This window comes from Nanhaiella sioensis (assembly GCF_046557775.1).
Taxonomy (GTDB): Bacteria; Bacillota; Bacilli; order Bacillales; family SM2101; genus Nanhaiella; species Nanhaiella sioensis.
The window spans coordinates 1,761,341-1,775,579 of sequence record NZ_JBKAEG010000001.1; the positions used below are offsets into that span (position 1 = coordinate 1,761,341).

Sequence of the window (14,239 nt, forward strand, 5' to 3'; positions counted from 1 at the left end):
CATACACCTCTTATTTTTCAAATTCCGTAATTAATCGTTGTTCGTCCCAAACTTCTATTGATAGCTGTTCAGCCTTTGTTAATTTAGAACCCGCTGCTTCACCTGCAATGACTAAATTGGTGCTTTTACTCACACTTCCCGTTACTTTTCCACCTAAAGCTTCAATCTTTTCTTTTGCATCGTTTCTAGTAAGCTGTTCAAGCTTCCCAGTTAATACAACTGTTTTTCCTGCAAAAAATGAATCACCGTTTTCTGGTGATAGGGCTTTTATCCCAGTAAAATTTGTATTTACCCCTAAGTTGTTCAGTTCCTCAATCAATGCTTGAACTTCAGAGCTTGATAAATATGTAACAATCGATTCAGCCATTTTTTCTCCGATTTCATTTATACTAATTAACTGTTCGAATGTTGCTGCTTGAAGTTTTTCAATTGTCTCAAATTCCATAGCCAATGTTTTAGCAGCCTTTGCTCCAACATGGCGAATCCCTAGACCAAATAATAAACGTTCTAATGAGTTATGCTTCGAATTATTTATGGCTTGAATAAGATTTGTAGCCGATTTCTCACCCATACGTTCCAGATTTAGTAGCTCTTCCTTAGTTAACTTATATAAATCAGCAACATCCACAATCAACTGATTCGCAAATAGTTGTGTGATGACTTTTTCACCTAGACCATCTATATTCATCGCATTTCGAGATACAAAGTGAATCAGCCCTTCACGAATTTGTGCAGGACATTTAGGATTAATACACCTTAAGGCAACTTCTTCCTCTAACCTAACAAGCTCACTATTACACTCTGGGCAATGTGTAGGCATATGAAAGCTTAACTCATCTCCAGAGCGCTTTTCAGCAATAACATTGACAACTTCTGGTATAATGTCTCCGGCTTTTTTAATCGTAACGTAATCGCCGATTTTAATGTCTTTTTCTCGAATCAAATCTTCATTGTGCAGTGATGCTCTTTGTACAGTTGTTCCGGCTACCTGCACTGGCTCTAAAATAGCTGTAGGTGTAATCACACCAGTGCGTCCAACACTGAGCTCAATTTCTAATAGCTTTGTAACAACTTCTTCAGCTGGGAATTTGTATGCAATTGCCCAACGTGGACTTTTAGCAGTAGCGCCTAACTGTTCTTGCTGTTCCAAAGAATCAACCTTAATAACTATGCCATCTATATCATAAGCAAGGTTAGGACGTTTTTCGTGCCAGCTTAAAACATACTCGATGACTTCCTCTATATTCCCACAAACTTTTTTCTCGTTACTCACTTTAAAACCTATATTCTCCAAATAAGCTAAGCCTTCACTATGTGACTGGATATTTGTAGCACTCATTTCCGCGATATTATATATAAATATAGACAAATTTCTAGAGGCTGCTATTTTTGTGTCAAGTTGTCTAAGCGACCCTGCTGCTGCATTTCGAGGATTTGCAAATGGTTCTTCTCCAAGCTGTATTCTGTCCTCATTTAATTTCTTAAATGAGGATTTTGGCATATAGGCTTCTCCACGAACTTCCAAACTAACTGGCTTATTTAACCGCAATGGAATTGATCGAATGGTCTTTAAATTAGCTGTGATCTCTTCTCCAACGGTACCGTCTCCTCTTGTCGCACCGCGAACAAATACACCGTCTTCGTATTTGAGTGATACAGCTAAACCATCTATTTTCAGTTCACAAACATACCTAATTTCGTCCCCTACTTCTTGACGTACACGTCGATCAAAATCAAATAAATCAACTTCATTAAATGCGTTTCCAAGACTAAGCATCGGCACATCATGTTCCACTTTTGAAAATGAATCTAATATTTCCCCTCCAACACGCTGTGAAGGAGAGTCAGCTGATTTAAGATCTGGAAATTGTTCTTCAATTGCAAGTAATTCTTGCATTAATTGATCATATTCGTAATCAGACACTGTCGGTTGGTCTAGTACATGATACTCATAGTTGTATTTAGTTATTAATGTACTCAATTCTTGTACACGTTTTACCGCTATTTGTCGATCCATCTGTTTACCCTCCTTCATAAATACACACTTTTAGAGTTGCTATATCATCGTTATTGGACAAAGAGATTTAAATAATTATTATGACATACTATTACACAATGAAAATCTCTTTAGTTCATTCAATTGTAAAATCCTGCTTCCATACTTGACTTTTAAGATTTAGTAATAGGAGCAAATTTAGCTAACAAGCGCTTTATACCTGTTGGACTTGGAAAAGCTATATCAAGTTCTTTCCCTTCACCTTCTCCTTTTACACTTACTACTGTCCCGGTGCCCCACTTTTTATGTGAAGCTTTGTCACCTACTTGCCACTCAATCGTATCTCCACCAGTTGATTTTGCTACAGATTTGAAGCTAGTTTTTGACACGGAACTTCTAGATGTGAATGGGGTATTTTGCTTTTGATTATCTGCGATAACATCGAGTAATTCTTCAGGAATTTCTCCTATAAACCTCGATTCACTATTCATTGTCGTTCGTCCAAACAAGGTTCTCATTTCAGCATTGGACAAATGTAGTTCTTTTTCTGCACGTGTAATTCCAACATAAGCTAGTCGACGTTCTTCCTCCATTTCAGCCTCTTCATCAAGTGAGCGACTATGTGGAAAAACTCCTTCTTCCATGCCTAATAGAAATACAACAGGGAACTCAAGTCCTTTTGCTGAATGTAAAGTCATCAGAACAACAGCTTCCTTATCCTGCTCTTCCTCTTCATCTAAACGGTCTATATCTGCAACCAGAGCAAGATCAGTTAGAAATGCAACTAAACTTTTATCATCATTTTGCTTTTCAAAATTTGTTGTAACGGATAAAAATTCTTCTATATTTTCTAATCTGCTCTGTGATTCTAGCGTCTTTTCATTTTTTAACATTTCTCGATAGCCACTTTTTTCGAGGACCTCTTCAACTAACTCCGTTATAGATAAATACTCTTGCATGCTAGTCCAATGGCGAATCATATTACGAAAATCTGTTAGCGCATTTCTAACTCTCGTACTTACACCAATCATGTCTATTTCCTCAAGGGCCTGAAACAATGATAGCTCATTAGCAATCGCATAGTTCGCAATTTTATCTACAGAGGCAGCACCTACCCCACGTTTGGGTACATTAATAACCCTCGTTAGACTGATATCGTCATCGGGGTTAGCAATCACACGTAAATAAGCAAGAATATCTTTTATTTCCTTACGGTCATAGAACTTAATACCACCAACGATTGTATAGTTGATATTTGATTTTAATAATACTTCCTCTACAACCCTAGATTGTGCATTTGTTCTATATAAAATTGCAAAATCTGAAAGCTTCTTGTTTCCACTACCCACAAGGTCATTGATTTTTCCAGCTGCATACTGAGCTTCACTAAATTCATTATTTGCACGATAATATGAAATCTTATTACCTTCTGGATTATCTGTCCAAAGATTTTTAGGCTTTCTGTTCATATTTTGTTCAATCACCTTATTTGCTGCTTGCAAGATGCGCTTAGATGATCGATAATTTTGTTCTAATAAGATAACATTTGCATCTGGGTAGTCTTTTTCAAAGGATAGGATATTTGCAATGTCCGCTCCACGCCAACGATAAATAGACTGGTCGGAATCACCTACGACACATAAATTTTCTAGTCGTTCTGCTAACATCTTTACGAGCATATATTGCGCGCGGTTCGTATCTTGGTACTCATCAACATGAATATACTGAAACTTGCGCTGGTAATATTCAAGCACTTCTGGTACTCGTTTAAATAAGTGAATAGTAGACATGATGAGATCATCGAAGTCTAGCGCTTGATTCTTTCTAAGACGGCTCTCATATTCACTATATACATTACTTACTGTTTCTTCATAATAGCTACCCGTTTGCTTACTATATTCTTCAGCGTCAATCAATTCATTTTTGGCACTACTAATTGTTGATAAGATCGTTCGAGGGTCAAACTTTTTAGGGTCAATATTCTTTTCTTTAAGTATGTTTTTTATGACTGATTGCTGATCTGAAGAATCTAGAATTGAGAAATTTCTGTTTATACCAATTCTGTCAATATCCTTGCGTAAAATACGTACACACATAGAATGAAACGTAGATATCCAAATTTCTTCAGCGGCTGGGCCTAGAAGTGATTGAATACGGTCCTTCATTTCTCTTGCTGCTTTGTTTGTAAAAGTAATCGCTAAAATATTCCACGGAGCAATTTCTTTTTCTGTCATCAAATATGCGATCCGATGCGTTAATACCCTAGTCTTACCGCTGCCTGCTCCTGCCATGATCAGAAGTGGCCCATCTGTTGCCTTTACTGCCTCTTGTTGCTGAGGATTTAATCCTGTTAACAATCTTTCACTAATATACTGCATGTCCTCACCGCCTATACAAACATACGTTCTATTTTATCGTATATATATCATTTTGACAAACTACTCTTTTACTACTTGAACAGTTTCAAGAGCAGCATCAATATCTGAATAAATAATATTACCAACTACAATCGTATCCGCATACTTAGCCATCTCCAAGGCATGTTCCTTTGATGAAATTCCGCCACCATAAAATAACTTCGTATGAGATAACTCGTCTTTGACATCTTTAACAATATTTACATCACCGTATATTCCGCTATATTCAAGATAAAAAATTGGCAGGTGATATAAATTTTCGGCAATCCTTGCATATGCAATGACATCTTCATTTGATATGGAAGTGTTAGCTTCTGTTAGTTGTGCTGCTTTACTGTCACCATTTAATATGCAGTAACCTTCAACTAAAATTTCTTCCCAATTCATGATATCTCCATACTCTTTAATAGCTTGATGGTGCATACCAATGGTCCATTGAATATTTTGGCTGTTTAATACAGTAGGAATAAAATAAAAATCAAACCCTGGGGTTACAGAAGCAATTGTAGAAATCTCAAGTACACAAGGAACTGTATAACGACGAATTCTTGACATTAAATGTAGTACATTTTCAAGTGTGACACCATCACTACCCCCGACAAGAACTGCATCGGTACCTGATTCACATATTCTTTCTAAATGCTCGTCTGAAATCTCTTTATTTGGGTCAAGCTTAAAAACATGACGCCATTCCCTATAATCATACATTACCTATGCTTCCTCCAATCAAATATCCATTAAACTATTATAACAGAAAAGTGCTCGCGCACAGGCTATTCCCGCCAAGCACAGAAACTCCTTTTTAAGGGCGATCTATACATTCCGATAAATGAGCTAAGTTACCTAGAATGTGCGGATAGGAAATCGCATGCGTACTGGATATGCATTTTTTCTTTTTGATGATTATTACTTAAATTAGATTCTCAACATCAAGCCTTAAAATTGCTACAAAAAAGCCGGAGCTAAGTGCAACGGCTTTTGTTCTTTATTTATCTTCGTCATTTACTCTATCTAATGCCATTATATATGCATCATTTCCATAGTTCAAGCAACGCTTCACACGTGAAATAGTAGCTGTACTCGCCCCTGTTTCTGTTTCTATTTTATGATAAGTAAAGCCATCCTGTAACATTCTAGCGACTTCTAATCGTTGGGCAAGCGATTGAATTTCATTGACTGTACATAAGTCATCAAAAAATTTATAGCACTCTTCTAGATCCCGTAGAGAGAGAACAGCTTTAAATAATTGATCTAGCTCCTTGCCACGTAATTTATCTATTTGCATGACAATCCCATCCTTCTTCTCTTGATTAATATAGTTTTTTGTACACAAAATATGAAATTTTTTTAGGTAAAATAATAACTTCCACCTGTTTTTAGATACTCAACATAATCTTATTTATCTATTCATTTCCGGTTGATACAGCGCCAGCCAGTCCTGGTGATGTTGGAATAATATTAATCCATGTTTTCCCTGGTAGGAATTTTACATATTGTCCATCTTTATATGGAAGGATTCTCCCATCTACGTTTTGCCAATCAATTTCTTGAAGTTTACCTTTTTGAAGTAGATAGCCTTTACCGCCAGATTGTAAATTTATATCCCGACGACCTACTTCATCAATGATTTGATGATCCATTTCAACAATCATAATATTATCTATTAAGACGGGTATATCAGATTCGAAATCCTTTGTTTGATCTTCACCAGTAAAGCGTGTATATTTTTCCTTCATTTGGTCGTATACATACTCGACAGTAGCATAGTAACTATTTGAGTACGTAATCATCACTGATTGAACGTCATCTCCACTTATCTCCTCGTCATCACTCATAAATGGTAGAGGTGGAATACCAGCTTCATTTGTAACTGAGTAGTTATAACGATCAGTAGCTACTCCATTTAAACCATCAAATAATAAATAGGAATTATGAGGTGCTTTACGGTAGTTTGCACGTTCAAAAACAGTACCATCATTATCATGGTAACTTCCACTAATATTGTCGATAAGGCCGTTTCGTAATTTTTGCTCTAGTATTGTGTAAGTACCATGGTAAACATACAATGCATCATATCCATCACTAAGTTCAATAAAATCATGCCTTGCACTTCTTACTGGACCTACCTTTGCTGGAATATCACTCTGGTAAAAAGCCAATAGTCTAGTAATATCTCCTTCAGTAAGCATTTCATACACTAAGTCTGCTTGATTTAACCCCGTTTGAGGACGAGCATTTGGGTGATTATTAACCATAACCGCAACAGCACGTTGATGAACCGATTCATCATTCGTACCGATCCCTGTTAAAGGATAATTGTATTCAAACTGTTCTTCTTCAACTACAGTTGTCGAAGTTTCATCGACTTCTTCTTCTACTTGCTCTGTAATTTCTTCTGCTTCTTTAACAACCTGTTCGTCTTCATTACTACATCCAGTAATAGCAATACCTAATAGAACAGCCATACCTAATTTCCCAACCCTCATTAAAACACAACCTTATCTATCAATGTTATCATAATATATCTATACTTTTATATTTTAACGTATTATTGTTGGAAAGAGTACAGTTTTATTCATCACATCGTAAATTCCTTGCTGTGTGATGCGAACATATGGTAAGTGTGTCGATTGTAAAAATAATAATGAGTATACAGGATCTTCATATTGATAGCCACGTTCACGTAACACTAATTTAAATTGCTGTTCTTGTGGAATGAGTTCGGCTATTGGCTGCGAAGACATGACTCCATTAAGCTTTAAAGGAATTTCAAAGATGATGGAATTGTTTTCAGCTATGACTATTCCACCACCTATTTCTTTCATCCGTGTGTAAGCAGTTAGCATGTCTGCTTTATTTTTACCAATTAAGATCAAATCCCCTGTATTTGAAAATGAACTTGCCATACCTAATAAATTTGAGGCAAACCCTTTTATAATTGTGTTAAGTCGCCACTTACCATTTCGGTCAACGAGCATTAAAAAGCTTTCATCATGGCTTGTTGATAATTCGTCCACAGAGACATCAATATTTACCGAATACGGCTTCATAATTACATCATTTTCCATCTTCAACCCTAAAGGCATAGAGAACTGTAAGTCTTCCGATTTTAAATCCCATTTCATATTTAATTGAGGCCAATCTACCTCTTCCCAAGAAAAATGACCAAAGTTATTTGTATTACGACCATCTTTTTTTAACCATATTCCTTTTGCAAGGACTGATACAGGAGTCGCGTTGTCTTTCTCGGTTAAGAAATTGATATTCGCTACCCTTCCCGTTGCAATATTGCCATGTAAATACTCTATTTGATAGTATCTAGCAACATTGATTGTTGCCATATTGTATGCGTCAATGGGTGGAACACCTTTGTCTATTGCAATGTTAATCATGTTGTCAATAAAGCCTTGTTTATAAAATGATGGTGTAGACCCATCTGTTGTATAGAATAAATGATCATATTTGTTAATTCCAAGAGCATGTATTTCATCTATCAACATAGGTAAGTCTGGTCGAATAGATGAATACCTAAGTGAAGTCGTATAGCCTTGCATCAAACGAGAATAAACTTCGTCACCAGTCATTGCCTCATGGTCACTTGTCGCACCTAACAACATCATTTTTGCAAGTGTTTTTTCAGATGCCCCTGGAAAATGACCTTCAATTTGTTTGCGTAAGCGCTTTGCTTCTTGAATCCAAAGAAGCATCATATCATCACCAGCAAGAAGCTTCGGCCAGCCAGTAAGCTCACCACCTTGAAGAACCGCATCATGCTCAAGCCAGGACTTAACAGTAGTATGAGAAAAAATTAATTCTTCATCTTGAATTTCTGTTTGCGGATCAAACCTACACCACCAGTATAAAGTTGATGGTATATCTTTCAATTTAGAAATAAAAGAAAACGCTTTCTCTGTTGACAATTGTAAAACCAAACTCATATTATCGTTTATTAACGTTGTTGTGCCATATTGAGATGCATATTCAGCTAATGAATGGGGATTATATAACTGAAATGGGTGCGCATGAGGCTCTATGTATCCTGGTACTAAATAGTACCCATTACAATCAACGATTTCACATTTATCACTATGAGATGGTAGTTCTTTACCAACATAAATAATTCTCTCATAGTAAATCCAAATATTTGCTTTAACCCACTGATTTAACGCTTGATTTAAATATATTGCATTGGTTAAAACCAATGTTGGTGGTATGATTCCATCAATAACAGCTACATGTTCACGTAGGTGTTTATTCTTCCACCTATATCGTTGGTCAGGCATGGAATTCCTCCATTCAAACAGAATTATAAGAAGAGCTTTGCTCCGAAATGCTCTGGAATAAATCAACTTGTTGAGATAAAAATCATACGTCTATGTATGCGTTTTCATCAACATATTGACCATCTTTATTTTATTTAGTTTTTGTCACAATTATTGTTATTTGTCCTTCTAAAAATCTGCTAAGAACAATTTATGGGCTTATTTATATTTTACCGTACGAAAGTAATTTGAACAAATGATATCGATATAGGAAGGTGTGTAATCATCTATGAAACCAAACATTAGTATAATCAATGCATTAATGCGCATTACCTGTGGTTTTACTCTACTGTCATGGGCTACTGCAAAGATGGTGAAGAGACCCTGGAGAGAATCATATTTGGTTGTTGCAATGATTGCTGGTATGAAAATTGGAGAAGGAATCACTCGATTTTGTCCATTAACTGCTTGTATAGAAAAATATACATCTAAAAATGAACAAGGAATTAACCTTAATAATGATATGGATTCAATCAACCCATCTTAATTACAACAGCTAGAGTATTTTTGAAGATGCGTAGGGTAGGTGAAAATTCAAATAAATTACAGCTTCTTTTTCTCTAGCTTTTTTGCACAACGAGTTGTTTATTGCAATAAGAATTAAGCTACTATTTTTTTATCACAAAATTTTATAAAATACCGTGCAGTCATATAACCTGAAAAAAGGGCTTACAAAATGACCTTTAACAACCTCCTGCAATTTTTACCGCAGGAGGCTACTCTTTAAGGAGTTGATTTTATGCTAATAGAATATTTCACAGACATGACATTTGTTCTCACCATATTAATAGGAAGTATTATCGCAATTACTTTTGTGTATGTTCGTAAGAAACGGGTTCGATAGCTTTATTACCAATATCCTTGCGGTAAAATAATCCTTCACTTTGGATATAATCTATTTCTTGATAAACTTTGTTTTGAGCTTCTTTTAATGAGCTCCCAGTTGTTACGATAGCTAAGACACGGCCGCCATTCGTTACAACCTTGTCATGCTGCTTTGCTGTGCCAGCATGAAAAACTAATGTTTTATCGCTCACATTATTTAAGCCTGCAATTTCAGCACCTTTATCATATTGATTTGGATACCCTTTTGAAGCTAACACAACTCCGATAGTTGCTGAATCATTCCAAGTTAACGTCACTCGATTCTCTTTCAAAATTTGCAATAATATCTCTACAAGATCACTCTCAAGTCTTGGCAAAACAACTTGTGTTTCTGGATCACCAAATCGAGCGTTAAACTCAATCACTTTTGGTCCATCTGTAGTATTAATTAAGCCTGCATATAACACACCTGTAAAGGAACGACCTTCAGCTACCATCGCCTTTGCAGTAGGCTTCAAGATCGTTTGAATAGCTTGTTCAACTACAACGTCTGAAATTTGTGGTACAGGAGAGTATGCACCCATTCCACCAGTATTTGGACCCTTGTCAAAATCGTACGCACGTTTATGATCTTGGGAAATGACCATTGGATAAACTTCTGTTCCATTTACAAATGCCATTAATGAAAATTCTTCACCCGCTAAGAATTCCTCAATGACAACTTGAGTACTAGCTTCACCAAACTTCTCCTCATTCATCATTTCATGTAGGCTTTCAAGTGCTTCTTCCATCGTCATTGCAACAGTTACACCTTTTCCAGCTGCAAGACCATCTGCTTTAATGACGATTGGAGCTCCTACATTTAATAGATAGTTCTTTGCTTCCTCATAAGATGTAAAGGACTCATATTGACCTGTAGGAATCTCATACTTTTTCATTATATCCTTTGCAAAGGTTTTACTTCCTTCAATAAGAGCAGCTTCCTTTGTCGGACCAAATATGGGTAAATTATTACTTTGGAATGCATTTACGATGCCATTTATTAAAGGTACCTCTGGACCAACAATCGTTAAATCTATCTTCTCACTCTTTGCAAATTCGAGTAGTGCTTCATGATCATTTTCGTCAATATTTACAAGCGTTGCAACATCCTCCATACCTATATTACCCGGTGCTACAAACACGTTATTAACCTTTGAACTTTGAGCTACTTTCCATGCAATTGTATGTTCACGACCGCCCCTACCAACTACCAATACATTCATCGTATTTCACCTCAGCTACTAATTATCATTTTATATTACAACTCATACATTTATCTTTGATATAATCTCTGGGATAAAAAGTGCTTCTTGCATTTCTTTTTGTCCAGATCCGCCTCCTTGCCTTTCGAGGTCGTTTCACTACTTAACCCGAAGGCAAAAAGCGCCTTCATTTGAAATAGTTCCATCGCTTGTCGAGGCAATGCAGTCGGCTTCGCTTTTCTTCCTTAATGCTTGAAGTGGCGGATGCCCGTGAATACCATTGTAATTCCGTATTCATCTGCTTTTTTAATTGAATCTTCATCACGAATTGAACCGCCTGGTTGTATGATTGCAGTAACTCCCGCTTTAGCAGCTGCTTCAACAGTATCACTCATTGGAAAAAATGCATCTGATCCTAGGGCTGATCCTTCAATTTTATCTCCTGCTTGTTCGATTGCAATCTTAGCAGCACCGACCCGATTCATTTGTCCAGCGCCGACACCAATTGTCATATCATCCTTTGCAATGACAATTGCATTTGATTTGACGTGCTTCACAACTTTCCATGCTAGCTTAAGATCTGCCCATTCTTGATCAGTTGGTTCACGTTTCGTAGGAATTGTGATTGATGCATCCGTTAGTGACTTAGCATCCTCATCCTGTACAAGTAAGCCTCCTTGCACGGAAGTAAGACGTTTGCCATCATGCTGTTGGCTAGAAAAATCAACTTTTAATAAACGGATATTTTTCTTCTGTGTCAATATATTTAATGCTTCCTCGCTAAATGATGGAGCGATGACGATTTCTAGAAATATCTCATGCATAAGCTGTGCAGTTTCTGTATCTACTTCGCGATTCACTACAACGATTCCACCGAAGATAGATGTAGCATCTGCTTCATATGCTTTTTTATATGCTTCTAGTACGTTTGAGCCTACACCTACGCCGCAAGGGTTCATATGCTTAACAGCAACTGCAGCTGGCTCATTAAATTCTTTAACGATTTCTAATGCTGCATCTGCATCATTGATATTGTTGTAAGATAATTCTTTACCATGTAATTTATCAGCGTTTGCGATAGAGTAATTAGTTCCTAAAGGCTTCTTATAAAATGTAGCCTTTTGGTGAGGATTTTCTCCATATCGTAAGTCTTGTTTCTTTTCAAACGTAACTGTATATGACTCTGGACTTTCTTCACCTGTCACTTCTGTCAAATATTCTGCTATAAGTGCATCATATCTAGCTGTATGTCTAAATACTTTTGCAGCAAGGTTTTGCTTTGTTTCAAATGTTACAGAGTTGTTCTCTCTAATTTCTGCAAGTACTTTTTCATAATCTGTTGGGTCTACTACAACAGTTACATCTTGATAGTTTTTTGCTGCTGAACGAAGCATAGACGGCCCGCCGATATCAATATTTTCGATTGCGTCTTTTAATGTTACATCTGGTTTTTCAATTGTTTGTTGGAAAGGGTATAAATTCACAACAACTACATCAATAGGTGTGATATTATGTTCAGTTATTTGTTTTACATGAGCATCGTTATCCCTTACTGCTAATAAACCACCATGAATATTCGGATGAAGAGTTTTCACACGTCCATCTAGTATTTCTGGAAAGCCAGTAATTTCAGAAATACCAATGACTTTGATTCCATTGTCCTCAAGAACCTTTTTCGTACCACCTGTTGAAATTACTTCGATACCACAATCAATTAAGCCTTGTACAAATGGTACTATTCCTTCCTTATCTGATACACTTACTAGCGCTCTTCTCACTGTTTCTTCCTCCTATTTACTCATGTTATTCGTTTCTGCAAAAATTTTTTGTAAAGTGTTTGGGTAAAATTGATGCTCAATTTGATGGATTCGTTCCTCAATACTTTCAATCGTCTCGCCTGCATGTATGTGCAATTCTTCTTGAGCAATAACAGGGCCTGTATCCATTCCTTCATCAACGTAATGAACCGTTACACCCGTCTTGGCTGCCCCGGCTCTGAATGCTTGACCAATAGCATCCTTGCCTGGGAAAGCTGGTAATAAAGAAGGATGAATGTTAACAATGTTACCACTGTACGCAGAAAGCAACGTGCTACCAACTAAGCGCATATAACCTGCCAGCACAATGAAATCCACATCATTTTCTTTAAGTATTAAAACGATTTCTTTCTCAAATGATTCCTTATTATCATAATCTTTTGGTGAAAAAGAAAAAACATTAACATTAGCTTGCTGTGCACGTTGTATGACTTTCGCATGTGGTTTGTCACACACAAGTAGTTTTACATTAGCCTCAAGATGTCCGTTATAAACGGCGTCGACAATCGCTTGAAAATTTGTGCCACTCCCTGAGGCAAAAACAGCTATATTTTTCATTTTAGTGCTCCTCCACCGTACGTTACACCTTCACCTGCTTTTACCCTACCGATCAGAAATGCTTTTTCACCAGCTGCTTCTAACAATTGAATGGCTTCGTGCATATTTTCTTCATTCATCGTCAACACCATACCGATCCCCATGTTAAAAATCGAAAACATCTCTCTTTTATCTAGCTTTCCTTTTGCTTGAATAAGATCAAATATAGGAGGTATTGGCCATGATCCGAAATCTACCTCTGCACCTAATCCCTTTGGTAGCATGCGGGGAATATTTTCGTCAAACCCCCCGCCAGTAATATGTGCCATGCCATTTACTTGACTTTGTTTTAACAAGGATAAAATTGGTTTGACATATATTTTAGTAGGACGTAATAATTCTTCTCCAAGTGCTGAAGTACAGTCACCATATTTATTCATTAAATCAAGCTGAGCTTCTTCTAATAATATTTTTCTTACAAGTGAATAACCATTACTATGAATGCCGTTTGAGGATAGACCTATTAAGACATCCCCCTCTTTAATAGCTTCACCTGTAACAAGCTTATTTTTCTCTGCAACTCCGACAGTAAAACCCGCCAAGTCATACTCTTCTTCGTCATACATGCCAGGCATTTCTGCAGTTTCGCCACCGATTAAAGCACAACCAGCTTGCTCACAACCATCTGCAATACCCTTCACAATCGCTTCTATTTTCTCAGGAGAGGATTTACCGCAAGCGATGTAATCTAGGAAAAACATCGGTTCTGCACCTTGAACAACGATATCATTTACACACATTGCCACAGCATCAATACCAATCGTGTCGTGCTTATCCATCATAAATGCGAGCATAAGCTTTGTTCCTACACCGTCTGTTCCCGAAATAAGCACTGGCTCTTTTACATTCATTTTTGATAAATCAAACATGCCACCAAAGCCACCAATTGCACCTAGCACCTCAGGTCTGCCTGTTTTTAATATATGCTTCTTCATTCGTGATACCGCTTCATAGCCAGCTTCAATATCGACTCCAGCTTGTTTGTAAGCATTCGCCATATGTTTATCCTCCTAAATCAAAT

12 protein-coding genes are annotated in these 14,239 nt (G+C 36.8%); 2 read left to right on the forward strand and 10 right to left on the reverse strand.

The window, feature by feature from the left end:
• Window positions 1-10: 10 nt before the first annotated feature.
• From ligA to V1503_RS08130, 6 genes are all read right to left on the reverse strand, one after another.
• Complete coding sequence (gene ligA, locus V1503_RS08105; RefSeq protein WP_410626181.1) at window positions 11-2,017, reverse strand: NAD-dependent DNA ligase LigA; 2,007 nt, start codon at window positions 2,015-2,017, stop codon at window positions 11-13.
• 152 nt (window positions 2,018-2,169) lie between these two features.
• Entirely contained in the window at window positions 2,170-4,374 is a 2,205-nt protein-coding gene (pcrA, locus tag V1503_RS08110; protein WP_410626183.1) for a DNA helicase PcrA, read from the reverse strand.
• A 60-nt stretch (window positions 4,375-4,434) separates the two neighbouring features.
• Window positions 4,435-5,121: a heptaprenylglyceryl phosphate synthase gene (pcrB, locus tag V1503_RS08115; RefSeq protein ID WP_214484578.1), complete on the reverse strand. Its 687-nt coding sequence runs from the start codon at window positions 5,119-5,121 to the stop codon at window positions 4,435-4,437.
• A 277-nt stretch (window positions 5,122-5,398) separates the two neighbouring features.
• Window positions 5,399-5,698, reverse strand: a complete 300-nt coding sequence (locus V1503_RS08120) for a YerC/YecD family TrpR-related protein (RefSeq protein ID WP_214484579.1) — start codon at window positions 5,696-5,698, stop codon at window positions 5,399-5,401.
• A gap of 118 nt (window positions 5,699-5,816) precedes the next feature.
• Complete coding sequence (locus tag V1503_RS08125) at window positions 5,817-6,899, reverse strand: DUF3048 domain-containing protein (protein WP_410626186.1); 1,083 nt, start codon at window positions 6,897-6,899, stop codon at window positions 5,817-5,819.
• Between the two features lie 54 nt (window positions 6,900-6,953).
• Complete coding sequence (locus tag V1503_RS08130; protein ID WP_410626188.1) at window positions 6,954-8,696, reverse strand: adenine deaminase C-terminal domain-containing protein; 1,743 nt, start codon at window positions 8,694-8,696, stop codon at window positions 6,954-6,956.
• 268 nt (window positions 8,697-8,964) lie between these two features.
• Between V1503_RS08130 and V1503_RS08135 the strand changes: the two genes are divergently transcribed.
• Window positions 8,965-9,222 (forward strand): YgaP family membrane protein, encoded by a 258-nt coding sequence (locus tag V1503_RS08135; protein ID WP_214484582.1) that lies wholly within the window; start codon window positions 8,965-8,967, stop codon window positions 9,220-9,222.
• 276 nt (window positions 9,223-9,498) lie between these two features.
• The gene (locus V1503_RS08140) at window positions 9,499-9,579 is read left to right on the forward strand and encodes an EYxxD motif small membrane protein (RefSeq protein ID WP_352224052.1); all 81 of its coding nucleotides are present in this window, start codon (window positions 9,499-9,501) and stop codon (window positions 9,577-9,579) included.
• Here V1503_RS08140 and purD read toward each other — a convergent pair.
• The 4 genes from purD to purM all read right to left on the reverse strand — a co-directional run bounded on the left by purD (window position 9,542) and on the right by purM (window position 14,216).
• Entirely contained in the window at window positions 9,542-10,825 is a 1,284-nt protein-coding gene (purD, locus tag V1503_RS08145) for a phosphoribosylamine--glycine ligase (RefSeq protein WP_410626190.1), read from the reverse strand. The genes V1503_RS08140 and purD overlap by 38 nt on opposite strands.
• 224 nt (window positions 10,826-11,049) lie before the next feature.
• Window positions 11,050-12,582 (reverse strand): bifunctional phosphoribosylaminoimidazolecarboxamide formyltransferase/IMP cyclohydrolase, encoded by a 1,533-nt coding sequence (gene purH / locus V1503_RS08150; protein WP_410626192.1) that lies wholly within the window; start codon window positions 12,580-12,582, stop codon window positions 11,050-11,052.
• A gap of 12 nt (window positions 12,583-12,594) precedes the next feature.
• Window positions 12,595-13,179 carry a phosphoribosylglycinamide formyltransferase gene (purN, locus tag V1503_RS08155; RefSeq protein ID WP_410626194.1) on the reverse strand — a complete coding sequence of 195 codons (585 nt, stop codon included), beginning with the start codon at window positions 13,177-13,179 and terminating at the stop codon, window positions 12,595-12,597.
• The gene (gene purM, locus V1503_RS08160) at window positions 13,176-14,216 is read right to left on the reverse strand and encodes a phosphoribosylformylglycinamidine cyclo-ligase (protein ID WP_410626196.1); all 1,041 of its coding nucleotides are present in this window, start codon (window positions 14,214-14,216) and stop codon (window positions 13,176-13,178) included. Before purM ends, purN begins: the two co-directional genes overlap by 4 nt.
• Window positions 14,217-14,239 lie beyond the last annotated feature (23 nt).